This is a genomic window from Methylonatrum kenyense, assembly GCF_023195885.1.
GTDB lineage: Bacteria > Pseudomonadota > Gammaproteobacteria > Nitrococcales > Aquisalimonadaceae > Methylonatrum > Methylonatrum kenyense.
Map to the genome: position 1 here is coordinate 176,817 of NZ_JALPKO010000007.1, position 25,162 is coordinate 201,978.

Below are 25,162 nucleotides of genomic sequence, written 5' to 3' on the forward strand. Positions count from 1 at the left end.
GGGCAAGTCATGCGCGACTCAGAGCACGTTCAGCCGTTCGATCTGCTGATTGCGGGCGGTGGCATCAACGGGGCCGGCATTGCCCGTGATGCGGCCGGCCGGGGTCTGCGTGTCTTGCTGTGCGAACGCGACGATCTGGCCGCCCACACGTCCTCGGCCAGTACCAAGCTGATCCACGGCGGCTTGCGCTACCTGGAACACTACGCGTTCCGCCTGGTTGCCAAGGCCCTGCGGGAGCGGGAACTTCTGCTCCGCGCCGCACCCCACATCATCTGGCCGCTGCGCTTCGTCATGCCCCATGTGGATGGCCTGCGGCCGCGCTGGATGATCCGTGCGGGACTGTTCCTCTACGACGCCCTGGGCGGATGCAGCAGCCTGCCGCGCAGCCATGTGATCCGGCTGGACCAGCACCCGGCCGGCGAGTCGCTCAACGGCAGCCTGAAGCATGGCTATGCCTACTCCGACTGCGGGGTGGAAGACGCGCGCCTGGTGGTACTGAACGCACTGGACGCCGCCGAACGCGGGGCCACGATCCGTCCGCGCACGGAAGTCACCGGTGCCGAAAGGGAAAATCCGCTCTGGCGCGTCGAGCTGCGAGACAGTGTTTCCGGCAGGACCGAGACCGTTCGCGCCCGGGCCCTGATCAACGCGACCGGCCCCTGGGTGGGGAAGCGGCTGAACGGGGACGCCACAGCGGATCAACGCAGGATCCGCCTGGTCAAGGGCAGCCATCTGGTGGTGCCCCGGATCGGCCGACAATCCGAAGCCTACATCCTGCAGAACCCGGACCGGCGCATCGTCTTCGTCATCCCCTACGAAGGTGATTACTCGCTTGTCGGCACCACCGAGGAGCTGTACACCGACGATCCTGCCGCCGCGCATATATCCGAGGCGGAAACGGATTATCTGCTGGAGACCTTGGATCGCTTCTTCGGGGCCGGGCTGGGCCGCAAGGACATCGTCTGGACCTATTCCGGCGTGCGGCCGCTGGTCGAGAACCAGGCGGCGAACATCTCGGCGGTAAGCCGCGACTACCAGCTGACACTGGAAGCCACCGGCGGCGCCCCGCTGCTGACAATCTACGGCGGCAAGATCACCACCTTCCGCCGCCTGGCCGAAGACGCGCTGAGCAGAATCGCCCCGCACCTCGGCGCTCCCGACTGGCGCTGGACGGCCGCTACGCCGCTGCCGGGCGGTGACATCCCGAACGCCGATTTCGACGACTGGCAACGGCGCGTGGCGACCCGTTATCGCTGGCTCGATGCCGCACTCTGCCGGCGGCTCTGCCGGGCCTACGGCACCCGTGTCCACGAAATCCTGGGCACCGCCGCCGGCGCGCAGGACCTGGGCGAGGCGATCGCGCCGAGCGTCTTCGAAGCTGAACTGCGCTACCTGCACGACCGCGAATGGGCCCGTTGTGGCGAGGATGTGCTCTGGCGGCGCAGCAAACTCGGATTGCATTTGAGCGCAGCTGGCCGCGACGCCGTCAACGCCTGGTTTGAAGAGAAACTATCGATTGTCACAGCTTGATCCCGATGCCCTGCCATGTACGCTTCAGGGATACCACGCAAAAACCGGATCTCCCGATGGCACTAGTAGATATGTCCCGCTCCAGCGCCGGAGTGTCACCGGCCCTGCGCGACCGCTACCGTCGGGTGCGCGCCGATACGCTGGCGCTGACCGCCCCACTCTCCGCCGAGGACCAGACGATCCAGAGCATGCCGGATACCAGTCCGAGCAAATGGCACCTGGCGCATACCACCTGGTTCTTCGAGGAATTCGTGCTGGCCGGTGGCCTGCCCGGCTACCAGCGCTTCGATGCCGAGTTCAGTTACCTGTTCAACAGTTACTACAACGCGGTCGGGCCGATGCATGCTCGACCGCAGCGGGGCCTGCTGTCACGTCCGGCGCTGACCGCGGTGCACCGCTACCGGGAGCACGTGGATGCGGCGATGGAACAGTTGTTCGAGGTCTCGAGTGATGATCCGGCGGCCACCGCGCTGATCCTCCTCGGCACGCATCATGAGCAGCAGCACCAGGAATTGATCCTCACCGACATCAAGCACGCGCTGGCCTGCAACCCGCTGCTGCCGGTCTACACCGAGGGCGAGGCACCGGCGAGCAACGCCCGCGCCATGCGTTTTACCGAAGGTGTGGAAGGACCGGTCGAAATCGGTCATCAGGGCTCCGGCTTCCACTATGACAACGAGGGTCCGCGGCACACCGTCTGGCTGCATCGCCATGCGCTGGCCGACCGCCTGGTGACGAACGGCGAATTCCGCGCCTTCATCGACGATGGCGGCTATCGGACGCCGGCACTCTGGCTGTCAGAGGGCTGGAGCACGGTTCAGGAACAGGGCTGGCAGCGGCCTTATTACTGGTCCGAAGACCTGGAACGGGAGTTCACGCTGCATGGAGAGCAGGCCATCGATCCGCATCGTCCGGTGTGTCACCTGAGCTACTTCGAGGCCGATGCCTTTGCCCGCTGGGCCGGCGCACGCCTGCCGACGGAGGCGGAATGGGAGTCGGCCGCGAGCGGCGAAACCTGCCCGGAAAGCCTCTGGCAACGGGGCTGGCTGCATCCGGCGCCGGTCAGAGACACCGGCAACCGCCAGTTCCACGGCCAGGTCTGGGAATGGACCGCCAGCGCCTACAGCGCGTATCCGGGCTACCGCCCGGCCGCGGGCGCGGTCGGCGAGTACAACGGCAAGTTCATGTGCAACCAGTATGTGCTGCGTGGCGGATCCTGCGCGACTCCGCCAGCGCACCTGCGCACCAGCTACCGAAATTTCTTTCCGACCAGCGCGCGCTGGCAGTTCAGCGGCCTGCGCCTGGCCCGGGACAACTGAGCGATGGCCTTGCCGAACGCCGCACTGACGCCACCGGCGTCGGAGTTTCTGCGCGACGTTCTGACGGGACTGGCCTGCGAGCCGAAGACCATCGCCCCGAAGTACTTTTATGACGAAACCGGCTCAGCGCTCTTTGACCGCATCTGCGAGTTGCCCGAATACTACCCGACCCGCACCGAGCGCGCGATTCTGGCCGCGCATGCCGAGAAGATGGCAACCGCCATTGGCCCCGGCGTCCAGGTCATCGAGCCTGGCTGCGGCAGCTGTGCCAAGGTGCGTTATCTGTTCGATGCCCTCGATGCCCCGGCCGGATTCGTGCCGGTGGAGATCAGCGGCGAACATATGCTGCACAACCTTAAGCCGCTACGGGAGCGCTATCCCGGTCTCCCGCTGCACCCGCTGTGCGCCGATTTCACGCAGCCATTCGCGCTGCCCGAAGGTTGCGACGCGACCGCCCCACGGCTGCTGTTCTTTCCAGGCTCGACGCTGGGCAACTTTACCCCCGAGGATGCCCGGGTACTTTTGACCAGGCTGCGCCACCTGGTCGGCGACAACGGCATGTTGCTGCTTGGGGTGGATCTGGTAAAACCGGTCGCTGTTCTGGAGCAGGCCTACAACGATCGGGACGGCGTTACCGCCGCGTTCAACCGCAACCTGCTGCACCGAATAAACAACGAACTCGGAGCGGATTTCGTCGTCGACAGGTTCCGCCATCGGGCGGTCTGGAACAGCCGCCATCAGCGCATCGAGATGCAGCTGGTCGCCGAGCAGTCCCAGCAGGTTCACGTCGAGCAGCGGACAATCCGCTTTGCTGTCGGCGAGCCGTTGATTACCGAATACAGCTACAAGTATTCCGACGCGAGGGTGGCCGCGCTGGCCGCGGAATCAGGCTTCAAGATCCGCCAGCGCTGGACTGATAACCGCGACTGGTTCGGCATCTATCTGCTGGACGCCTGCTGACGCCATGTCGCCGGCCGGGAGGTGCCCGATCGCCATTGACGGCGACCGGGCATGTCATTCAGAAGCGTGCTTCGAAACCGCCGTACACCTGACGCCGTACGCCCGGTGTAATGCCGCCAACCCGGTTGGCGACGTACTCGCGGTCGGCCAGGTTGCGGCCGGCAACGAATACCGTCAGCCCATCCCTGACCAGGTAGTTGACCGAGGCATCCAGCACCGTAAACGAAGCAATGCGCCCCTCGTCACCATCCGGCACACGATCGCGCGTGTTCTCGTTGTCGACGAACTGGCGCCCCACATGCTGCACCCCGAGCCGGGCATCAAAGCGGCCCACTTCGTAGCCCAGGGCCATGTAGCCGGAGAACCGGGGCGCGAACGGGAAGTCATTACCGCGCTCCAGTTCACCCTCGACGGAATTCTTGAACTCGGTGTCGAGGACTGTTGCGTTGGCCAGCAGGTAGACATTCCAGTCGGTATCGAAGAAGGCCCAGGAATCCACCCGGCCCGAAAACTCGATACCGCGCATGCGCGCACGGCCGGCATTGAAGTTATCGATATCGCCCTCGGCGTCGCGGTCCGAGGCGATCAGATCCCGGTAGTCGATGTAGAACAGTGACACCTCCCCGGTTACCGGAGCAGCCGGCGTGGTCCGGACACCCACCTCAAAAATGTTGCCGATCTCCGGATCCGGCTCCACATCGGTAGTAGCCGGCGAAATACCGCGGTGAACGCCGCCGAAGATCTCGAAGGTTTCGAAGCCTCCGTAGCTCACGCTGATACCCGGCAGGAATTCATTGAAACGTCGTGTTTCCGTCTCCCGTGAGCCCTCGCCGCGTTGGGCGCTTTCCTTGAGTTCCCAGCGCTCGAAACGGGCGCCAGGTGTGATCGCGAAGTTACCTACCTGGGTCGTGTTCTGGACGAAGAATGAGGTCGCAGTTACGTCGAAGCGGTCATCACGGCAGTCATTTCTTAACCCAATCACATTGCCATCTTCGTCGTATTCTGGCTCTAGCTTGTCGCATTGGCGGTTGTCTGTACCGGGACTATTACCCCAAAATTGGCGACGCTCGGCTCGCTCCTCATGATAGCGGAAACCCGTTACAACCCGGTGATCGTAGCCCAGCGCTTCGTATTCATGGGTCAGGCGCGGCTCGACACCCATCACACGGAAATCACGCGGTCGAATTTGATTGCCACATTGATCTGCGTTGGCAAAATCCTCACGAATACTATCGTCACCCTGCCCCTCTGGCCCATCCGGGCAATTCAACAATCCGCTGGAATCACTGGCCTGCCGCCGAGAGGTACGCTCCGTCTTGTTGGCGTAGAAGTTGGTTGCCAGACTGGTGCGATTGGTGAAGTCGTATTCGTGGATGATCTGGCCTGCGATCCGCTCTACCTCGAAACGATCCTGGGGCAGGGGATTTTCCCGCCGGCTGTTGCTGAACTGCTCCTCGGAGTACCCGGCCTCGCCGCCACGCTGGTTTTCGTTATAGGTCGTTGCCTTGAATGTCAGCCGGTGACCGGGTTCCAGCTCGGTCACCGACTTGAACATGAAGTCGTTGATGATCTGCTGCTCGCCGCGGCGGAAACCGTCCTGCGACTGATGGATGAAATCAACCAGCAGCCCGGTGTTGCCGTAGGTACCGCCGGCCGAGACATTGGTGTCGATGAAGCCGCGATTGCCGGCGGCACCGTAGAGCACCACTTCCGGCTCGCGGGGCGGGTTGCGCGTCAGGTAGTTGATCGAACCGCCAATGGTCTGCGGACCGTACTTGATGGTGCCGGAGCCCTTCACCGCCTCGACCCGGCGCAGACGCCGCGGTGCCGGCTGATAGTTGGCGCTTGAATCGCTGTAGGGCGCCAGCTGGATCGGTGCGCCGTCCTCCATCAGGTGCATCTTTCGCGAGCGCCGCGGGTTCAGGCCCCGAATGCCCACATTGGGCCGCCGCCCCAGGGGGTCCTCGGACACAACGTTGACGCCGGGCAGGCTCTGCATGGTGTCCAGCGTGGTCGCCGGACGGCGCCGTTCAATCGCGAAGTCTTCCACCACGCTGGCGGAGCCGGGCACGCCGGCAACACCCTCGTCGGCAAAAATCTGCACGGGTGACAGGGTCAGGCCGCGGCCCGTGTCGCCACCCTCGTCCTGAGCCGACACGGTGGTGGCGGCCAGCGCCAGGCAGGACATTGCGCCCGCGCGCATGAGATATCGCATGGTTTTCTCCTCCGGGACGGGCCTGGTCTTTACGCCAGATCCCGCGTCATCGTGCAGCAACCGCAGTTGCAACTGCGCATGTTGTTATCTTCTTGAGGTTCGCACCGCGGCTGGCCTCGGCTTTGCGTAAGAACCCACCAGCAGCAGAACGCAGTATTCGCTCGCCCCTCGCTTCCGGCTGGCAACAGTTTGTCACAAGGTAACGGCGCTGGGCTGTGGAGATAGCCGGGAAGATTTCCCTAAATCTCCCCGCCGCAAACAAGCCACTGGCAGGCATAAAAAAACCCGCGCCGACTGGCGCGGGTTTCCTGATCGGAACACCGTGTCCGGTACAGACCCCTGAAATACTGGTGGCCGGGGACGGAATCGAACCGCCGACACGGGGATTTTCAATCCCCTGCTCTACCAACTGAGCTACCCGGCCAAGGGCGCCTATTCAAGCCGATCACCCCGATAGGGTCAAGCTCAATCCTGCGGCTTGAAGTCGGGCGGGGGCGCGGAGCCGCCACCGAGCAGGAACTTCTCCATCTCGGTTTCCAGGAACTTGCGCGCCTTCGGATCCACCGGACTCAGCCGGTATTCGTTCATCAGCATGGTCTGATGTGCCAGCCACTGCTGCCAGGCCTCTTTCGACACATTCTCGAAGATTCGCTTGCCGAGCTCTCCGGGATAGGTGGGCCGATCCAGCCCCTCCGCCTCCCGACCAAGCTTTGCACAATGCACCATGCGCGCCATCGTCACTGCTCCCACCAATGAATGATTCCGGGGCGACTGGCCGGCGTCATCTACCGATTGGCAGCCAGCACCTGCTCCAGCAGGCGCTGGACGGGTGCCGCCAGGCCATGTGCGTCCCGCGCTGCGCCGTTATACCAGACCGATTCTGCACACTCCATGATGCCGTGATCGCCATGAACGCTGGCGTGCAGCGGCTCGATGTCCAGATGAAAGTGACTGAAGGTATGCCGAAACGTCTGGCCCGGTGCCGGCAGCTCAACCTCCAGACCAAGCTGCTCCCGGCACCAGTCCACGGGATCCGTTCCGGCTGGGCACTCCGGCAGGCTCCACAGGCCACCCCACAGGCCCGCCGGCGGCCGACGCTGCAGGAGGATGCCGGCTTCCGACTCCAGCAGCAGCATGCGCGTGGAGCGGACCGGAAGGCGCCTGGCCGGTTTCCTGCCCGGATAGGCGTGTTGCGTGCCTGCCGACCGGGCCTCACAACCATCCGCCACTGGACAGGCCTCGCACTGCGGATTTCGGCGGAGGCACAGGGTCGCACCGAGATCCATCATGGCCTGATTGAACGCGGCGCAGTCGTGTTCAGGGGTATGGCTCTCGGCCAGTTGCCAGAGCTGCCGAAGGACCGCGCTGCGACCGGGCCAGCCCTCGACCGCGAACTGCCGCGCCAGCACCCGTTTGACGTTGCCATCAAGGATCGCTGCCGGGAAACCGCAACCCAACGACAGGATCGCGCCGGCCGTCGACCGGCCGATACCCGGCAGGGCCTGCAAGGTCTCCAGCGACTGCGGAAATTGACAGTCGTACTGGTCGCGCAGCACGCCAGCTGCGGCGTGCAGATTTCGCGCCCGGGCGTAGTAACCGAGCCCGGACCAGTGGGCCAGCACGGTATCCTGATCGGCCTCGGCCAGCGCCTCGACATCGGGAAACCGCTGCATGAAGCGCTGGAAATACGGGATCACCACGGCGACCTGGGTCTGCTGCAGCATCACCTCCGAGACCCACACGCGATAGGGCGTGGCCGGATGCTGCCAGGGCAGATCATGGCGGCCGCTGTGGGCGAACCAGTCCAGCAGATTCTGTCGGAACCGCCGGATGCGCTGCGCCGACGGTTCGCTCGCGGCCGGCATCAGCGGAACAGTCCCCGCAGCCGGTCTTCCACTTCCTCGCGGCCGCGTTCCTGCAATCGTTCGCGCTCGCGTTCGATCCGCTCGCGGGCATCGCCTTCGGCGTCGCGGGCACGCTCGCGCAAGGCCTCCTGCTCCTCGCGCAGCCGGTCCAGGGACTGCCCGCCAAGCGCGGCCTGCAGATCAAGCCGGATGCTGGGATCTGCCAGACTGCCGGATATACGCAGCGGGATCGGCAGGCGCCGCAGTTCGTCCAGCGACTGACCGCCCTGCCCGGTCAGGGTGCCGACCAGGTTCACCACCAGATTGTAGTCGATGCTTTCCTCGTTCAGATCGGCGATGCCGCCGCCCTCGACCCGGAACAAGGGTGAACTGGCGTTCAGCCGTTCATTGTTGATCCGCCCTTCGTCGAACAGCAGCCGACCGGACAGCTCGCTGAAATCGGTCTGCTGTGGCACGTCATCACTGGTGCTCTCGCCGCGCAGCCGGGCCGTGGCATTGCGCACCATTTGCGCCAGGTTGAAGCCGATCACGGCGCCATCGCGGAAATCGAATTCGGACTCACCGCTGAGGCCGGTGACCAGATCGTCCACCTTGAGGCCTCGGGTCGTGCCCTCGATGGAAAAACTGCCAACCCCTTCCAGAAAGTCACGCTCCATGACCCGCTGCACCAGTTCGCGGACCTGCACGTCACGGATGCGCTCGTTGACCGAGATCTCCGCCTCGTCACCGGTGGCATCGATGCGGATGTCGCCGCTGTATTCGCCGCCGTACAGGCGAGCGCCGATCGGATGCACACGGATCCGGCCGCCGTCGGCCTCGACCGTAAAATTGACGTCGGAGAAGGTCAGATCATTGATGATGAACTGGTCGAGCCGGAAGCTGCCGTCAAGGCGCAGGGCCCGGAGCATCTCCATTGGCAGCTCCACCGGCTCGACCTCGCCGTTGTCGCCGTTCCGGGTGCCGTTGTCCGCCGGTTCCTCGTCCGAATCCGGCGGCAGATAGCGATCCGCGTTGAAGCGGTTGCCGCGCAGCTGGAAGCCGATCATCGGGTCATCGAGCTCACGCACCGACACACTGCCCTGCAGGCTTGTCTCGTCGAGTTCCAGCACCAGATCCTGGACCTCGGCGGAATCGCCGCCGTATCGGAAACGGCCCTCGGTCCGGAAGCTGGTCAGCACCTCATCGTCGGCGGTCACCGGCACCTCCTGCCCGAGGCGGTCCAGCAGGGTGCGCAGGTTGAGCTCCGCCAGTTCGAAACGGCCCTCCGCCCGCGGCTCGCCGGTCAATGCCTCGACCGTTGCCGCCAGATCCAGGCGGATGTCATTGTCAACCGCCAGATTCACGTCGCTCAGCCGCAGACTGTCATCGCCGTAGCGGAAATCGCCCGACGAGTTCAGCACCGAAAGGGCATCCTCGTGCATGTCTTCCGGCATCTCCTGGCCGGCACCCTCCAGCAGATGCCGCAGGTTGAGATTGCGCAGTTCATAGCGGCCTTCCGCCGTGGGCGCATCGGGCACGCCGCGTGCCACCAGATCCAGGTCAAGCTCGGCACCATCCAGCCGCACCATGAAGCCCTCAAGGTCCAGCGCGTCGTCCACCAGACTGAAGGCCCCCTCGGCACGGAATGCAGTCAGGGCATCGTCGGCCATGCCGTCCGGAAGGTCTTGCCCGGCGCGTTCCAGCGCCTCCCGCAGATTGCCCTCCGGCACCTTGAATCGGCCACTGGCACGCGGCCCGTCACGCAGATTGGTCGCCTGGGCCTCGGCATCCAGCCGCAAGCCCAGGGCCTCCAGACGCAGGTCACTGAGGCTGGCGGTGTCTGCCTCGAGATCGGCTTCGATCAGGGTCGACAGCCGGCTTCTGACGCCACTGGACGGCAGCCCTTCGGCGAAGGCGGTCAGCTCGAGTTGCCGCACATGGGCACGGAATTTCTCGAATGCCCGATCCGCGCGCAGGTGCAGGTCCAGTTCACCCTCGATCCGGGTGTCGTCATCCAGCAGAACGACCCAGCTTGCGGCCACCGGAATGTCGGTATCGAAATCCAGCGAACCGACGCTCAGGTCTACCGGCCCCGCCTCCTGCCGCGTGCCAGCCTGGCGGTCTTCGTGAATCACCCGCATCTCGCTGATCTCGATGCCATCCAGCCGGCCGATCTGCAGCGGAGGGCTGCGATCACGGTCCTCGTCCCGCGGCGCTTCGTCCTCCGGCGCCTCGGTTACGACATCATCGGGATCTTCTGGCAGGTCCAGTTCCCAGTTAGCCTCACCGTCCTCGTTCACCACCAGGTGCACCAGCAAGCCGTCAAGCCGCACCACGTCCACCACCAGTTCGCGCCGCAGCAGCGGCAGGAGCTGCACCGCAACACCAGCGTTCTCGATCTGGATGAACGGCTGGTCACCGAAACCCTCCCGATTCTCCAGCCGGGTCCGTCCCAGCTCCAGCCCCAGCCAGGGGAAGAACGACAGACTGATGTCTCCCTCGATGACCAGTTCCTGACCCGTGTTCTCCTTGACCAGGCGGGAGATGTCGTCGCGGTAGTCATTCGGGTCAACCAGCGCGATAACCGCCACCGCGGCACCGACCAGCAACACCACGACAAGCACGAGGACAATCAGTAACCACTTGACAATTTTCATATTTTCAAGCCTTTCCCAGGGCGATCCCTTGCACCGGCAAGATGCCTTCTATACTGACAATAGATGGCTTCTCACGAAGGAGGTTCGGCACACCGCCAGAGCACTCCGACATGGCAGCGCCCAGTCGGCGTCTGCCCTTGCCCCCAGCGTAAACCTGTACCGGCCGGATCGGCCAGAAGATACGGGCGCTGGGCCTGTTGCGTCTCGCCAGGGGAACGGATGTGGTCAGCGTTGGCCCCCGCGGCCAGTCACATGTCGATACCAGGACAGGAGAGGACCATGAGTCGATACTGTATTGTCGTCGCAGAGGGTTCCGTCGCCCGATTTTTCACCATGGAACCTGCTGAAGTACCGGAGCTTGAATCCGGCCCCCACCTGATCGAGAAGAAGAGCATGCAGAACCCCGAACACCAGGCCCATGCCGACCAGGTCTGGGCCGATCGCATGGGCCGCAATCGCTCCGTCGGCATGCGAGGCCATCGCTACGACGATCACCGCGTGCAACGCACGGCAGAGATGGAACGTCGTTTTGCCCGCGACATCACCCGGGAGCTGGACCAGTTCGCACGCGGCAACGGCACCCGACACGTGGTGGTCTGCGCCGAGAAACGCATGCTCGGATACCTGCGCCATGACCTGGATCGTGCCGTACCCGAGAATGCGGCGCTGCATGAGGTGCCCAAGGACCTCGCCAAGCTGACGCCCCGCCAACTCCATGATCACCTGGCGCGTGATGGCCATATCCCGCCGAGGGCACGCGCGCGACACTGACGAGGGCCGGATCCTTTGCATCACCGGCGCAGGCCCGCCTTCGAGCCTGCGCCGGTTGCCGAACCCGCTCCACCCCTCCCTGCACAGCACACCGAGTAACACAGTAGAATCCCGCTTCGATTCCAACGGGAACACGGATCCACCCCCGCGGGTCGGACCCGGGACGGTTCCGGTCATCCGGTCCGGTGTTTCCCTCGGTACAGGAGTTGGCTGCAATGCGCGGCATCATGAAGGCTGTTGCAACACTGCTGGTGCTCGGCATCGTCGCCGGTGCCGTCTACGCTTCGGCGGTAAGCAGTGCGCACCGCGAATCCGAGGACACGGTCAATCTGGTCAGGGACTGGCTCAATCAGCGGTCCGAGGCCCAGGTCCGGATGCTGCAGTACGACCGGGACACACTGGGCGGCGAGATTCGCTATGACATCGAACTCACGGCAGACGAGGACTCGCCGCTTTACGCGCCACTGGTGCTGCTGACCGGCGATGAGGAAACGCCGCAATACCGCCTGCAGGGCACCATCGACCTGCGTTTCGGTCCCTGGATTCCCGAGCACGGCTTCGCCGCAATGCTGGGCGAGGAGAACATTCCATGGCGCGACGGCTTCACCGACGCACTTGAAAACGGCCCCGGGGCCGACGACCGATTCGCGCAACTTGTCATCAAGCGGGAACTTGGCGGCGCCACTGACATTTCACTGACCGTGGACGACGTTGACCTGCGGCTCAAGGACGGCGGCGACCGGCTGAGCTGGAGCGGTGTCGGCACGGCGCTACGGTTGAGTGCGGCCCGACGCACGCTGGACTACCACGGGCACCTGGACCAGCTGAAGCTGGATGGCCCGGCGCTACGCCTGGCGGTGGACAGCGCCGGCTTCGAAGGCCGCTCCGAGCGCACCGATCTGGGTTGGCAGGGGCGTCTGTTCCAGTGGCATCTGGGGCACCTGGATCTGCTGGACACCAGCGACGAGCTGCACCTGGAACTGGACGGCGGCCACGGCAGGGCGGGCGTGGAACGGGTCGACGGCCTCGACCAGGTCGACCTGAAGCTGGGCATCGATCGACTCAGCTATCAGAACCAACCGCTGGGCGGCCTGGAATTCGCGGTCCTGATGCAGCGGGTCGATTCCGAGGCGGCGCGGCTGCTGGTGGAAGGCCAACACCAGGCACCCGATCCGGAGGCGCGCTCCAGCGCCGAGGAACAGGCGATCCGCGATGCACTGCGCCGTTTCCACGAGGCCGGACCGCGCTTTGAAGACGGCCGGCTGGCGTTGACCGATGGCGAATCAGCATTGCTGGAATTGCGTTTCAACGGCGAGATCAACGGCCATCGCATTGCCGAGCTGCCGGCGGACACCGGCCGCGAGGAGCTGGACCGGCAGGTACTGGAGGCCGCCTCGTTCTCCGCCCGTGGTGAGCTTTCGGCCAATGCCTACAGTCATCTGGCACGCCTGCTTGTGCTGGCCAACGACCCCCTGGGGGAGACCGCCCGGGACAGCGATCAACTGGCGTCCGAGGCCGCCCTGTACCAGGTGATCATCGAAATGACTGCGCTGCAGATGCCCTTCATCCTTCGGCTGGATGATGGCGGCCTGGGACTGGATGTGAGCTTGCGCGATGGCTGGTTGCTGAGCGGCGACGAGCGATTCGCCCGCCTCGAGGACCTGCTGGAGTAATCCGCGGGAAACCGGGAAGGAAAGCTGGAGCGGGTGATGGGAATCGAACCCACGTCATCAGCTTGGGAAGCTGAGGTTCTACCATTGAACTACACCCGCGCACCGTCCTCATTCTCGTCCGAGCCAGGCGTATTGACAAGCTGCCACAGCGCGGGTGCAGGCCGGGCGACAATCAACGTTTCCCGGACACTGCGGTACACTGCGCCACCTCGACACACCCTCGGACCGGGCCACGGCAGATAGCAGATGGTGGCACGGCGTCACGACAGAAAGCACGGACAGATGCCATGCAGATTCAGATCAACGGCGAACCCCGGACCGTCGAGGACAATTGCTCCGCGGCCGACCTGATCAAGCACCTGGGGTTGGAAGGCCGGCGGATTGCAATGGAGATCAACGGCGAAATCCAGCCGCGAAGCGGCTACACAGAGCGCCGCATCGCGGCTGGTGACTGCATCGAAATCGTGCATGCCATCGGCGGCGGCTGATCGCCGCCACCCGATCAAGGAGACCCAGATGCAAGACGACGTCCTGACGATCAGCGGACGACCGTATCGCTCGCGCCTGCTGGTGGGCACCGGCAAATACAAGGATTTCGCGGAAACCGGCGAGGCCATTGCCGAAAGCGGCGCGGAAATCGTCACCGTTGCGATCCGGCGCAGCAATATCGGCCAGGACGCCGATGCGCCGAACCTGCTGGATGTGATTCCGCCGGACCGGTATACGCTGCTGCCGAACACTGCCGGCTGTTACACCGCCAGGGACGCTGTGCGCACCTGCCGGCTGGCGCGCGAACTGCTGGACGGCCACAGCCTGGTGAAACTGGAGGTGCTGGGCGACGAGACCACCTTGTACCCGGAGATGCGCGAAACCTTTGTCGCCGCCGAGCAGCTTGTGGCCGACGGTTTCGAGGTCATGGTCTACATGAGCGACGACCCGATTGCGGCGCGGCACCTGGAGGAGATCGGCTGTGTCGCGGTGATGCCGCTGGCCGCGCCCATCGGCTCCGGGCTGGGGATTCAGAACCGCTACAACCTGCGCACCATTATCGAGAACGCATCGGTGCCGGTGCTGGTGGACGCCGGCGTCGGTACGGCATCGGACGCAGCCATCGCGATGGAGCTCGGTTGCGATGGCGTGTTGATGAACACGGCCATTGCCGGCGCCCGCGAACCGGTACGCATGGCGCGGGCCATGCGCATGGCCATCGAGGCCGGCCGCGAAGCCTACCTCGCCGGCCGCATGCCGCGCCGCCGCTATGCCAGCGCGTCATCGCCCCTGGACGGAACATTCTTCTGATGACCGGCGGTCAGGAACACCCGCGCCTGCGCCCGGTGCGAAGTTTCGTCCGCCGCGAAGGGCGCATGACCGACGGTCAGAAACGCGCCCTGCAGGACCTGATGGCCCGCTATGGCCTGGATGGCGACGGACCGGCCCTGGACCTTCCGGCTGTGTTCGGCCGTCTTGCTCCGGTGACCCTGGAGATCGGTTTCGGTAATGGCGAATCCCTGCTGGAGATGGCACGCCGGGCACCTGAACAGGATTTCCTGGGCATCGAGGTTCATCGTCCGGGAGTGGGCCACCTACTGGCCCGGGTCGAGGAACTTGCGCTGGAGAACCTGCGGGTCATTTGCCATGACGGGGTCGAGGTCCTGCGCCACCGGATTGCCAGCCGGAGCCTGGACGGCGTGCAGTTGTATTTCCCGGATCCGTGGCACAAGAAACGGCATCACAAGCGGCGCATCGTCCAGCCGGAGTGGTTGCGCCTGGTTGCAGACCGCCTGAAGCCTGGTGGCCGCCTGCACATGGCCACGGACTGGCAGGACTACGCGGAACACATGCTGGCGCTGGCCGATGCCGAGCCTGCCCTGGTCAACTGCGCCGGACCCGGATGCTTCATGCCGGACCGCGCCGGTCGCCCGGAAACCAAGTTTGAACGACGCGGCCTGGCCCGTGGCCACGGGGTCTGGGATCTGGTCTACAGCAAAGCCTGAAAACATCTGCAGCGGAGGTCGACATGGAATACCGTCCACTGGGAACCAGCGGCATTGATGTCAGCGCCCTGTGCCTGGGTACGATGACCTGGGGCGAACAAAACACCGAGGCCGAAGCCCACGAACAACTGGACTATGCGGTCTCCCGCGGCATCAATTTCATCGATGCTGCCGAAATGTACCCGGTGCCGCCAAAGGCCGAGACCCAGGGGCTGACCGAGCAGTACATCGGCAGCTGGCTGAAGGGCCGCCAGGATCGCGACAAGCTTGTGATCGCCACCAAGATTGCAGGGCCCGGCCTGGACACCGTGCGCGATGGCGAAAGCCGCTTCACCGCCAGCCAGTTGCGCGAGGCCGTCGACGGCAGCCTGCGCCGCCTGCAGACCGACTACATCGATCTGTACCAGTTGCACTGGCCGGCACGCAACGCCAATTACTTCGGCAAGCTCGGCTACCAGCCCGCCAGGAATGATCTGCTGACACCGATCGAGGAAACCCTGGAAACCCTGGATGCCCTGGTACGCGAGGGAAAAATCCTCAACATCGGCCTTTCCAACGAGACAGCCTGGGGCGTGATGCGCTTCCTGCATCTGGCGGAAACCCGTGGCTGGCCGCGCGTGCAATCCGTGCAGAACCCCTACAACCTGCTGAACCGCAGCTATGAGGTGGGGCTCGCCGAAGTCAGTCACCGCGAGCGTTGCGGCTTGCTAGCCTATTCGCCGCTCGGCTTTGGCGTGCTGAGCGGAAAATACCTGGATGGCCGGCAGCCGGCGGGCGCCCGGCTGACCCTGTTCACGCGCTTTCAGCGCTACCTGAACGATGCCGGACAGCAGGCCACGGCCGCCTACGTGAAGCTGGCGCGGGATGCGGGTCTCGACCCGGCGCAGATGGCCCTGGCCTTCGTTACCTCGCGACCGTTCCTGAGCAGCAATATCATCGGTGCAACCACGATGGAGCAGCTCAAGAGCAACATCGACAGCGCCGAGCTGGAACTGACCGGCGACGTGCTGGAGGGGATTGACGCAATTCACGCCGAGCGCAGCAATCCCTGCCCGTGAGGAAACCCGCCGGCCATACGGTGTGGCGCAACGCCCGGGCTTGCCGGAACGCGGCAAGCACTCTATACCTGAGTAAAGTAAACACTGATTTATTCCCGCGCCTTGCCAGATGACCAAAACCGGTCTCGGGCGCAGGCGCGCGAGTAGATCAGTGTTTCCTAAAGTGGAACCGGCGATGGCGGAGGCAGCAGATGGTCAGGAGACACGAACCGGTGATCGGGGCCTGGTTCCGCACCAGCGATGGTGCCAGTTTCGAGGTTGTCGCCTCGGACCCGGATGATGCCACGGTGGAAATCCAGTACTCCGACGGCGCCATCGAGGAGCTGGACATGGAAACCTGGCTGGAGCTGAACCTGGAAGCCGGTGCGCCCCTGAACGATGTGCTCGATTCGCTGGATCTGGACGAGGACGACAACGGCATCAACGGAAATCCGCTGGATCGACTGGATCTGGATCGCTAGTGCGTAACCCCGCGTTTCGCTATAAAGCCAGATAGATTGCGATCCCGACCCCGACCGCCAGTATCAGGAATCCGGCGATCTGCCAACGGCCCGGGCGACGATCAAGCTGCCGCATCTCCTCGGCCGCTGCCTCCGAGCTTGCGACCACCGCCTCCTCAACGACCACATTGACCGCTTCCTGTACCGTGCTCCGGACCGCGTCCCGCGCCTCCGAACGCGCCAGTTGGCGAACCCACTCATCCAGCGCATTCTTCAACACCGGCACGGCGTGGTCCTGCAACATGGCCAGCTGCTGCTGGCGAGCCGCCTCACCGCGCAACAATTCCGGCACCAGGTCCCGGACCTGCCGCTCGACGGTCGCCGCGTCGCCTCCGTCGTCCTTGGCCGGGGCGGCCGGCGCATGCAAGCTCACATAAGCGCTGGAGACTTCACGCGCCACGTCACGGGCGGCATCGGTGGCGGCCACGCGAGCCGCCTGCTCCGCCGCCAACAGCAGTGACTCGCGGGCAGAATCGTCGTCGGAATCGGCTTCTCCCGGCGGTGTCGCCAACTCGATCAGGTCGGTGCGCAGCTCCGCCACCGCCTCGGCCACCGCCGCGCTGACGAGCGCCTCGAGTTCCGCCTTCGACGGTCCCTCACCGGCGGTCGGCGGAACGGCGCGCTGCTCGGTCTCGGCAGAAACGGAGAAATCCACCTGGGGCAGAGGCCCCGGCGTCACCTCGGTATCCGCCGGACCGGCATCACCATCACGTCTCTGCCGATCCACTGTCTCCAGCAGTTCCTGCAAGGCCTCTTCCGACACCGGTTTCACCAGAAACCCGGATATGCCGCTGCGGATTGCCCGGGCACGGTCCTCCGGCGAATTACGCGAGGTGTACATCACCAGCGGCACTCCGGCTGCCTCGGGCAGGGCCGACAGGGCGCTGGCGACTTCGAAGCCATCCATATCCGGCATCATGTAGTCGAGGAACACCACGTCAGGCACGTCACCACGAACCGAGGAAACCGCTTCGGCTCCGGAATCAGCGGTTTCGACATCAATACCCTGGCGCAGCAACAGGCGCGTGAGCGCGACACGCGCCAGCCGCGAGTCGTCCACCACAAGGGCCTTCCTGACGTTCATTCCACCTCCTGCAGGCCGCTGCTGCCCCGACGGCAGGGCTGACAATCAAAATGCGCCAAGCCCCGCGGGCTGTAAAGGAAACCCCGCCCTGGCCCGGTCGTCGTGGTTGAACTGCCTGCCCGACCACATCCTGTTGTATGGTGCAGAAAACATGGCTCAACGGGGATCGGCATGCACACGGAAAAGGTGTTTTTCGGCTTTTTCATTCTGCTGGCGCTGACGCTGAATTTCGGTTTCTTCATCGGCGAGATCGACAATCCGGACCATCACAATGTTTACGAGCTTTTCGCCGCGTTGTTCGTCAGCCTGATCGCGACCGTGCTGAAACTGGGCGAGCGCAGCCAGATCGGCGCACTCCTGTTGGCCGCCAGTCTGGTTGCCGACCTGCAGTTGATCGCCGCGGCAACGGTCTGGGCGGTAGCGGTTCATGTAACCGATGTCGGACTCAGCCCGATGGTCATGGCCAGCATTGTCTCGCTGTCCGGCGGCGCGTTGCTGGCGAACGTGGTTTCGGCCGTGCTCGTCACGGTCGAGACCGCGACGCTGAGCCGGTAGCTACCATCATGAGTCAGTCGGCCCGGCCCAACCGGAACCCGGTGATCACGGTCCTGCTTCGGCGCATGCGTACGCCGCTGCTGGTGCTCCTGACCGCGTACGCGCTGGCGGTCCTCGGCTTCAGCCTGATCCCGGGCCAGGATGACCAGGGCGAATCCTGGCGAATGAGCCTGTTCCACGCCTTCTACGTGGTCAGCTACACCGGCAGCACCATCGGTTTCGGCGAGGTCCCCTACACCTTCAGCGAAGGCCAGCGGTTATGGACCATCGTCAGCATCTACATGACCGTCATCGCCTGGCTGTATGCCGTCGGTGCGCTGATTTCGACGCTGCGCGATCCCGCCTTTCATGCGGCACTCGACATTGTGCGCCTGCGCAAGAATATCGCGCGCCTGGACGAGCCATTCCATATGATCTGCGGCTACGGTGATACCGGTGCCTTGCTGGTCCGTGCCATTACCGAGCGCGGCGGTCGTGCGGTGGTGGTGGAGACCGATGCGGAACGCGTCCAGGCATTGAACCTGCGCGAGCATGTGCCGCATGTACCGGCCATGCATCTGGATGCGCGCAACCCGGAACACCTGATGATGGCAGGCCTCAGGAACCGCTGGTGTACCAGCGTCCTGGCGGTCACTGATGATGACCGGACGAATCTGAAGATCTCGCTCGCGGCGAAGTTGCTACACCCCGGCAGTCATGTCATCTGCCGGGCCGAGAGCAGCGAAACTGCGGACAACATAGCCTCATTCGGAACGGACCACATCGTCAACGGCTACGACCATTTCGCCTACCGCCTGCACCTGGCAATTCGTGCGCCGGATCTGCACCGGGTCTATGACTGGTTGACCGGCATTCCGAACACCGAGTTGCCGGAACGCGCCAGACCACCGGCCGGCCACTGGCTGATCTGCGGCTACGGCCCCCTCGGCCGCGCGGTGACGGAGCGCCTGTTGAAGGATGGTCACGAAATCACCGTCATCGACGAGACGGCGGCCGAGCTGCCGGCAGGTGTGCAACGCGTCGCTGGCAGTGGCACGCAGGCAGGCAGCCTGCGCCAGGCCGGCATCGCGCACGCCGACGCGCTGCTCGCCTGCACCAGCGATGATGCCGACAACCTTTCGACGGTGATGACGGCGCGGCAGCTGCGCGACGACCTGTTCATCGCCGCACGGCAGAATGCCCTACGCAACAAGCCGCTGTTCGAGGCTGCAAACACGGACATGACGGTGGAGCCCAGCTACATCGTCTCCAGCCAGGTGCTGGCGATCCTCAATGCGTCACTGCTGAACAGCTTTTTGAAGGCTGCCGAGGACTGCGATGCAAGCTGGCACCGTGAATTGGCGGAACAGATCAGAAAACTCGCCGACGGCAGGATTCCGGTCACCTGGACGCTGCGCGTCAGCCAAAAACGCACGCCAGTACTGGTGAACTGCCTGGAGGCAGGCAAGCCGGTGGCGTTGCAGGACGTGATGCGCAATCCCGCAAACCGGGACAGCTCGCTGGATTGCCTGCCGCTGATGCTGCGCCGCGCCGACCGGACCGTGCTGCGACCAGCCGAGGATACATGGCTGGAGACCGGCGATTATCTGCTGTTCTGCGGCACGCCGCGCAGCGAGACGAGCATGCGGAGGTCACTCCGTAATCGGGACCTGCTCGAATTCCTGCGCACCGGCGTGCATCGGCCGGGCGGCTGGGTGTGGCGGAAATTTCGTCAATGGAGAATGGGCGGCGAGAACGGGAACGCGGCGCAAAAAGAAGGGTAACCCAAGTATCGGGCTACCCTGAGGGGTCTCGCGACGGCCCGTGGCAACCCCCACCACGGACCACGCGACTGGAGCCATCAAATTGCCGTTCCCGCCTGCTCCGACGAATCAAGCCAATCCTGCGCGTACTGGCTGCCGTTGCCCGCTGCGCGATAGAACCAGCGCACGGCTTCCGCGTAATTCACGTCGACGCCGCGACCCTCGGCGTACATCACGCCAAGATTGTGCTGGGCATCGGCATGACCTTGCTCGGCCGCCTCGCGCAGCCAGCGCACCGCCAGCGCTTCGTCGCGCACCACACCCTGACCGGTCGCGTGAAGGAAGCCGAGCGCGTGCTGTGCCTCGGCCAGGCCTCGCATGGCCGCCTGCCGGTAGAACCCGGCCGCCGCTTCCACGTCCATGACCACGCCGTCACCCATCTCGTAACGCCGACCGATCTGGTAAGCAGCAATGGCAAGATCCAGCGCGTTTGACATGATTTTTTTCTCCCGCTAGTTACATTTCCTGCGAAACCTGAAGCACGAAGCGTGCCAGCCAACCGAGACCTTGCGATTCAATGATTTAACAACGCTGCCGTCATTCTTATGACACCTTGGGTCAGATTCCTCCCGTACCAGGTGTCAGGAATGGTCACACTCCGCCCGATGACCGCGGCAAGCCTGATTGGCCGACGGGCACCGACACCTCCGAAAGCCCGTGGGGTCGGCCGACCTGCCGGGGCGATTGCTGTTGACGTTTCATATCCGGTTAGTTTAGGAAAACTCTGACTTATTCGCACGCTTGCCCCGGTTGGGCCGCAATTTTTCCCGATTGCTGTGTTGCGCTGCTCGACCGCAAAATGAATGGGGGCACTGCGCGGCGCGCCTTGTATCGGAAAAATGCGGACTCCAACGCAGGCGCGCGAATAAGTCAGTGTTTTCCTGGAGAGATAGCCGGTTTTCCAGCCGTCAGTATTCCGACACCCGTGGGGCATTCGCGTACGCACCTGAGGAGAAGCCTCATTCGAAATTATCTGGCCCTGTTCCTTGACCGACGACTGGGCATTATTTTCGTGCTCGGCTTCGCCAGCGGGTTTCCGTGGGCGCTGATCGGCTCGACCCTGACTGCCTGGCTGTTCGATGCCGGCCTCACCCGCACTGCGATCGGCGCACTTGGCAGCATCACGATGCTATACGCGCTGAATTTTCTCTGGGCACCGTTGCTCGATCGCGTGCGGTTGCCGGCGCTGGGTCTGCTGGGCCAGCGCCGTGCCTGGATCCTGCTGATGCAGGCCCTGCTCCTGCTGGCCACCCTGCTCCTGTCACTCACCAATCCGGCGGTTTCGGTCTTCTGGATCGCCGCCGCCGGGCTCCTGCTTGCCAGCGCCTCCTCGACCCAGGACGTGGCGATAGATGCCTACCGCATCGAGATCATCGGCCCTGGGGAGCCACACCGGCTGACCGCGGCCTCGGCCATGACCACCGCCGGCTGGTGGACCGGTTTCGGGTTGCCTGGCGGGCTCGCCCTGGTCCTCGCGGACCTGCCAGGCTGGGAATGGAGCCATGTCTACCAGACGCTCGCCCTGATCCTGCTCGGATTGATCCTGTTCACGCTGTGGATTCCGGAACCGGAGTCGAATCGCGATGCGGAACAGCGCAAGGACGAGACACGGATGCGCGAGGCACTCGGCCCGACCCCGGCGGGCAGACGCACCGCCTGGCTGCTGGTCACCGTGGTTCAGCCCTTCGCCGAATTCATTCGCCGCAACGGCCTGTCACTGGCCCTGGCGATTCTCGGGTTCATCGTGCTGTTCAAGATAGGCGAGGCCTTCATGGGGCGCATGGCCATCGTCTTCTACCGCGAAATCGGTTTCAGCAATACCGATATCGGCATGGTGTCGAAATTCATGGGCTGGGGCACGATGCTAGTGTTCACGCTGCTCGGCGGCCTGCTGAACGTGCGCTTCGGCATCTTTCGCGGCCTGCTGATCGGCGGCATCGCAATGGCCTCAACCAATCTGCTGTTCGCGCTACTGGCCCTGACCGGTCCGCAGATGTGGTTGTTCGTGTTTGCCGTGGTCGCCGACAACTTCACCACCGCGCTGTCGACGGTGACATTCGTTGCCTTCATTTCCTACCTGACCAGCCGCGTCTATACCGCCAGCCAGTACGCACTGATGGCCTCGCTGGGCAATCTGAGCCGCACCACGCTGGCGGCCGGCAGCGGCATGATGGTGGATGGCCTGGGCGGCAACTGGGCCCTGTTTTTCATACTCACCACCATCATGGTGCTGCCCAGCCTGATCCTGTTGCTATGGATCCGGCAGGCACTGACCGAGCGACTCGGCGCGGTTTTCGGCCGCGCCAGGGCGGCAGCGAGACAGCAATCACCCTGAGCAGTCGCGCGGCACGTTGGTGGTCGATTCGCGCGTATCAGGCCGGCTTCCACGCCGCCGGAACCAGGCTTTCTCCACTTCGACCAGCAGCAGGACCGAGAAGCCGGCCAGCAGCATGACACCCCAGGTGCTGGCCGGCAGCGGCATGGTGCCAAACAGGATCTGCAACGGCGGCGCGTAGGTGAACAGCAGTTGCAGCGCCAGGATGCCGGCAATGGCCCCGGGGACCCAGGGATTGCTTGCGATGGCGCCACGCTGCCACGCCGGGTCGGCCAGATAACGGGCACTGAGCAGATAGAACGCCTGGCAGACAACCAGGGTGTTGACCGCCGCGGTCCGCGCAAGCTCCACCTCATCACCACCGGGATGTAGCAGGTGGAACATGATGAAGGTGAAAAGCACCAGCAGGCCCGACACGAATGCCACCCGCCAGAGCAGGAAGCGTGACAGGATCGGCTCGGCCGGCGGCCTCGGCGGCCGCTGCATGACCCCGGATTCGGTCGGCTCGAAGGCCAGCGCCAGGCCCAGGGTCACGGCCGTCACCATGTTGACCCAGAGAATCTGCACCGGGGTGATCGGCAGAACCATGCCGGCCAGCACGGCAACGATGATGACACCGGCCTGGCCGCCATTCGTGGGCAGCAGGAACAGCAGCGCCTTGCGCAGATTGTCGTAGACTGTGCGGCCTTCCTCGACGGCGCGGGCGATGGAAGCAAAATTGTCGTCGGCCAGCACCATCTCGCTGGCCTCCTTCGACACCTCGGTGCCCTTCATGCCCATGGCCACGCCGACATCCGCCCGCTTCAGCGCCGGCGCGTCGTTGACCCCGTCGCCGGTCATGGCGACCACTTCGCCACGCGCCTGCAGCGCCTTGACCAGCCGCAACTTGTGTTCCGGGCTGGCCCGGGCGAACACATCGGTTTCTGCGACAAGCCGGCGCAGTTCTTCCTCACCCAGCCCCTCGATGTCCTGTCCGGTGCTGACCCGCTCACCATCACCGATGCCGAGTTCGGCACCGATGGCGCGGGCGGTCAGGGCGTGATCCCCGGTAATCATCTTGACCCGGATACCTGCCTGCTGACACAACGCCACGGCATTGATCGCCTCGTCCCGTGGTGGGTCGATGATGCCGACCAGGCCGAGCAGGGTCAGGCCCTGCTCCACGTCGTCGAACTGCAGACCGGACTGCTTCACATCCACTTCGCGCACGGCCAGCGCAAGCACTCGCTGCCCCTCCGCGGCCATCTCCTCCATGCGCTGCAACCAGGCGTCCCGCTGCAGGGACCTGCGCTCCTCGCCATGCTGCTCGTGGCTGCACATGTCGAGCAGGCGCTCTGGCGCACCCTTGACACTGACCCAGGCCTGGCCCTCGTTATCCTGATTGAGGCTCGCCATGAAACGGTGTTCGGATTCGAACGGGATGGCATCCAGCCGGGGGCGGTCGCGATGCAGGCCCGCATGATCCAGCTCCGCCTTCATGCCCAGTGTCAGGAGGGCGCCCTCGGTGGGGTCGCCGTGCAGAATCCATTCGCCGTCGCGGTGTTCCAGCGTTGCATCATTGCACAGTACGCCGGCCGTCAGCAGTTGCCGGAATGCCGTGGTCAACTCGCCCTCAAGCTCTCCGTCCGGGGCGTAACCAACGCCACTGACCCGACAGTCTGTGTCCGCAGTTACCACGCGCCGTGCGGTCATCTCGTTGCGCGTCAGCGTGCCGGTCTTGTCCGAACAGATCACCGTGACGGCACCAAGCGTCTCCACAGCCGGCAGGCGCCGGATAATGGCCCGCCGTCCGGCCATGCGCTGGACACCGATCGCCAGGGTGATGGTCATCAGGGCCGGCAGCCCCTCCGGGATGGCGGCCACGGCCAGGCCGACCGCCGCCAGAAACAGTTCTCCCACCGCGTAGTCACGCAGGAACCAGCCGAACAGGAAGGTCAGCGTGGCGAGTACCAGGATTGCCACTGCAAGCAGCCGGCCGAAGGTGCCGATCTGCCGCAGCAGGGGCGTGGCAAGGGTTTCCACTTCCGCCAGCATGCCGCTGATGTGCCCGATCTCGGTTTGCTCACCAGTGGCCGTCACCACACCAGTGGCCTGCCCGGAACGCACCAACGTGCTGGAGAATGCCATGCACAGCCGATCGCCCAGGACGGCATCGGCTGCCACCGGGTCGGGATGTTTCTCCACCGGCACGGACTCGCCGGTGAGTACCGCCTCATCGACCCGCAGCTCGCGCACCCGCAGCAACCGCATGTCGGCGGGCACACGGTCACCGGACTGCAACTGCACGATATCCCCCGGCACCAGCTGTTCCGCCGGAATCTCGCGGCGGTGCCCGTCGCGCAACACCAGCGCCTTCGGCGACAGCATGTCGCGGATGGCATCAAGGGCCCGCTCCGCCTTGCCCTCCTGCACCATGCCGATCACGGCATTGATAACCACCACGCCCAGAATCACCGCGGTGTCCAGCCAGTGGCCGAGCAGGGCCGTGACCGCGGCGGCGCCGATCAGAACGTAAATCAGCACATTGTGAAACTGCGCCAGAAAGCGTGCCAGGGGACCGCGGGCCCGGGGCGGCTTGAGCCGATTTTCCCCGTGACGGCGCAACCGTTCCTCCGCCTCGTCGCGACTCAGGCCTCCGTCGGATGCCGCCAGCTCCGCAAGCACGGCATTGGCCTCAGCTGCATGAAAATCCGTTTCCGTCGTGTCAGGCTTGGTCGGCGGGTTCGACTGGATCATTGGGTATACCTTCGCTCCAGGCTGTTACCGTGGGACTGTTGATGCAACGCAACAAACTGTAACAGCCGAGTTACGCTTTCGCAGCAACGGACAATTTCGGCCGCTACGCTAGCGCCGACCGGGAATCGT

The 25,162-nt window shown here is 64.4% G+C and carries 20 protein-coding genes and 2 tRNA genes; 13 read left to right on the top strand and 9 right to left on the bottom strand.

All coding sequences use genetic code 11. The features are described from left to right. Positions 1-9 precede the first annotated feature (9 nt). Genes glpD through egtD form a run of 3 tightly spaced genes read left to right on the top strand, consistent with a single transcriptional unit; the run spans position 10 to position 3,809 of the window. Positions 10-1,530: a glycerol-3-phosphate dehydrogenase gene (gene glpD / locus M0534_RS10200; protein ID WP_248568321.1), complete on the top strand. Its 1,521-nt coding sequence runs from the start codon at positions 10-12 to the stop codon at positions 1,528-1,530. A 56-nt stretch (positions 1,531-1,586) separates the two neighbouring features. Then, complete coding sequence (gene egtB, locus M0534_RS10205) at positions 1,587-2,849, top strand: ergothioneine biosynthesis protein EgtB (protein WP_248568322.1); 1,263 nt, start codon at positions 1,587-1,589, stop codon at positions 2,847-2,849. A gap of 3 nt (positions 2,850-2,852) precedes the next feature. Beyond that, a complete protein-coding gene (gene egtD / locus M0534_RS10210) occupies positions 2,853-3,809 on the top strand; it encodes an L-histidine N(alpha)-methyltransferase (protein WP_248568323.1) in 957 nt (318 codons plus the stop codon). 58 nt (positions 3,810-3,867) lie between these two features. On the opposite strand, the gene M0534_RS10215 is transcribed toward egtD, so the two are convergent. The 5 genes from M0534_RS10215 to M0534_RS10235 all read right to left on the bottom strand — a co-directional run bounded on the left by M0534_RS10215 (position 3,868) and on the right by M0534_RS10235 (position 10,525). Further along, a complete protein-coding gene (locus tag M0534_RS10215; protein WP_248568324.1) occupies positions 3,868-6,024 on the bottom strand; it encodes a TonB-dependent receptor family protein in 2,157 nt (718 codons plus the stop codon). Positions 6,025-6,372: 348 nt separating this feature from the next. Further along, a tRNA-Phe gene (locus M0534_RS10220) sits at positions 6,373-6,448 on the bottom strand. Positions 6,449-6,489: 41 nt separating this feature from the next. Next, a complete protein-coding gene (locus tag M0534_RS10225; protein ID WP_248568325.1) occupies positions 6,490-6,759 on the bottom strand; it encodes an oxidative damage protection protein in 270 nt (89 codons plus the stop codon). A 50-nt stretch (positions 6,760-6,809) separates the two neighbouring features. After that, positions 6,810-7,889: an A/G-specific adenine glycosylase gene (gene mutY / locus M0534_RS10230; protein ID WP_248568326.1), complete on the bottom strand. Its 1,080-nt coding sequence runs from the start codon at positions 7,887-7,889 to the stop codon at positions 6,810-6,812. Continuing rightward, positions 7,889-10,525: an AsmA family protein gene (locus tag M0534_RS10235; protein WP_248568327.1), complete on the bottom strand. Its 2,637-nt coding sequence runs from the start codon at positions 10,523-10,525 to the stop codon at positions 7,889-7,891. Before M0534_RS10235 ends, mutY begins: the two co-directional genes overlap by 1 nt. Before the next feature lie 279 nt (positions 10,526-10,804). Between M0534_RS10235 and M0534_RS10240 the strand changes: the two genes are divergently transcribed. Both M0534_RS10240 and M0534_RS10245 read left to right on the top strand, forming a co-directional pair. Next, positions 10,805-11,296 (top strand): host attachment protein, encoded by a 492-nt coding sequence (locus M0534_RS10240; protein WP_248568328.1) that lies wholly within the window; start codon positions 10,805-10,807, stop codon positions 11,294-11,296. A gap of 215 nt (positions 11,297-11,511) precedes the next feature. Further along, entirely contained in the window at positions 11,512-12,969 is a 1,458-nt protein-coding gene (locus M0534_RS10245; RefSeq protein ID WP_248568329.1) for a DUF945 family protein, read from the top strand. A 25-nt stretch (positions 12,970-12,994) separates the two neighbouring features. Here the strand turns inward: M0534_RS10245 and M0534_RS10250 are convergent. Continuing rightward, positions 12,995-13,068: transfer RNA gene (locus M0534_RS10250), tRNA-Gly, on the bottom strand. A 188-nt stretch (positions 13,069-13,256) separates the two neighbouring features. Here M0534_RS10250 and thiS point away from each other — a divergent pair. The 5 genes from thiS to M0534_RS10275 all read left to right on the top strand — a co-directional run bounded on the left by thiS (position 13,257) and on the right by M0534_RS10275 (position 16,482). Then, positions 13,257-13,457 carry a sulfur carrier protein ThiS gene (thiS, locus tag M0534_RS10255; RefSeq protein ID WP_248568330.1) on the top strand — a complete coding sequence of 67 codons (201 nt, stop codon included), beginning with the start codon at positions 13,257-13,259 and terminating at the stop codon, positions 13,455-13,457. Further along, positions 13,438-14,268 (top strand): thiazole synthase, encoded by an 831-nt coding sequence (locus M0534_RS10260; protein WP_428348728.1) that lies wholly within the window; start codon positions 13,438-13,440, stop codon positions 14,266-14,268. The genes thiS and M0534_RS10260 overlap by 20 nt, the downstream gene beginning before the upstream one ends. Continuing rightward, positions 14,268-14,963, top strand: a complete 696-nt coding sequence (gene trmB / locus M0534_RS10265) for a tRNA (guanosine(46)-N7)-methyltransferase TrmB (RefSeq protein ID WP_248568332.1) — start codon at positions 14,268-14,270, stop codon at positions 14,961-14,963. The genes M0534_RS10260 and trmB overlap by 1 nt, the downstream gene beginning before the upstream one ends. A 23-nt stretch (positions 14,964-14,986) precedes the next feature. Continuing rightward, positions 14,987-16,021, top strand: a complete 1,035-nt coding sequence (locus M0534_RS10270) for an NADP(H)-dependent aldo-keto reductase (RefSeq protein WP_248568333.1) — start codon at positions 14,987-14,989, stop codon at positions 16,019-16,021. 191 nt (positions 16,022-16,212) lie between these two features. After that, positions 16,213-16,482, top strand: coding sequence for a DUF6763 family protein (locus M0534_RS10275; protein WP_248568334.1), 270 nt, complete (start codon positions 16,213-16,215; stop codon positions 16,480-16,482). A 19-nt stretch (positions 16,483-16,501) separates the two neighbouring features. Here the strand turns inward: M0534_RS10275 and M0534_RS10280 are convergent, their stop codons facing one another. Then, positions 16,502-17,605 carry a response regulator gene (locus M0534_RS10280; RefSeq protein WP_248568335.1) on the bottom strand — a complete coding sequence of 368 codons (1,104 nt, stop codon included), beginning with the start codon at positions 17,603-17,605 and terminating at the stop codon, positions 16,502-16,504. A gap of 171 nt (positions 17,606-17,776) precedes the next feature. Here M0534_RS10280 and M0534_RS10285 point away from each other — a divergent pair, with 171 nt between their 5' ends. Next, the gene (locus tag M0534_RS10285) at positions 17,777-18,160 is read left to right on the top strand and encodes a DUF6394 family protein (RefSeq protein ID WP_248568336.1); all 384 of its coding nucleotides are present in this window, start codon (positions 17,777-17,779) and stop codon (positions 18,158-18,160) included. 8 nt (positions 18,161-18,168) lie between these two features. Continuing rightward, entirely contained in the window at positions 18,169-19,923 is a 1,755-nt protein-coding gene (locus M0534_RS10290) for a potassium channel family protein (RefSeq protein WP_248568337.1), read from the top strand. Positions 19,924-20,000: 77 nt separating this feature from the next. Here the strand turns inward: M0534_RS10290 and M0534_RS13730 are convergent, their stop codons facing one another. After that, entirely contained in the window at positions 20,001-20,399 is a 399-nt protein-coding gene (locus tag M0534_RS13730) for a tetratricopeptide repeat protein (protein WP_282571380.1), read from the bottom strand. Positions 20,400-20,887: 488 nt separating this feature from the next. On the opposite strand from M0534_RS13730, the gene M0534_RS10300 reads away from it, so the two are divergent. Continuing rightward, the gene (locus M0534_RS10300) at positions 20,888-22,297 is read left to right on the top strand and encodes an AmpG family muropeptide MFS transporter (RefSeq protein WP_248568338.1); all 1,410 of its coding nucleotides are present in this window, start codon (positions 20,888-20,890) and stop codon (positions 22,295-22,297) included. Here M0534_RS10300 and M0534_RS10305 read toward each other — a convergent pair. Next, positions 22,289-25,033, bottom strand: a complete 2,745-nt coding sequence (locus M0534_RS10305; RefSeq protein WP_248568339.1) for a cation-transporting P-type ATPase — start codon at positions 25,031-25,033, stop codon at positions 22,289-22,291. The two genes, M0534_RS10300 and M0534_RS10305, sit on opposite strands and share 9 nt — an antisense overlap. Positions 25,034-25,162: the final 129 nt, after the last annotated feature.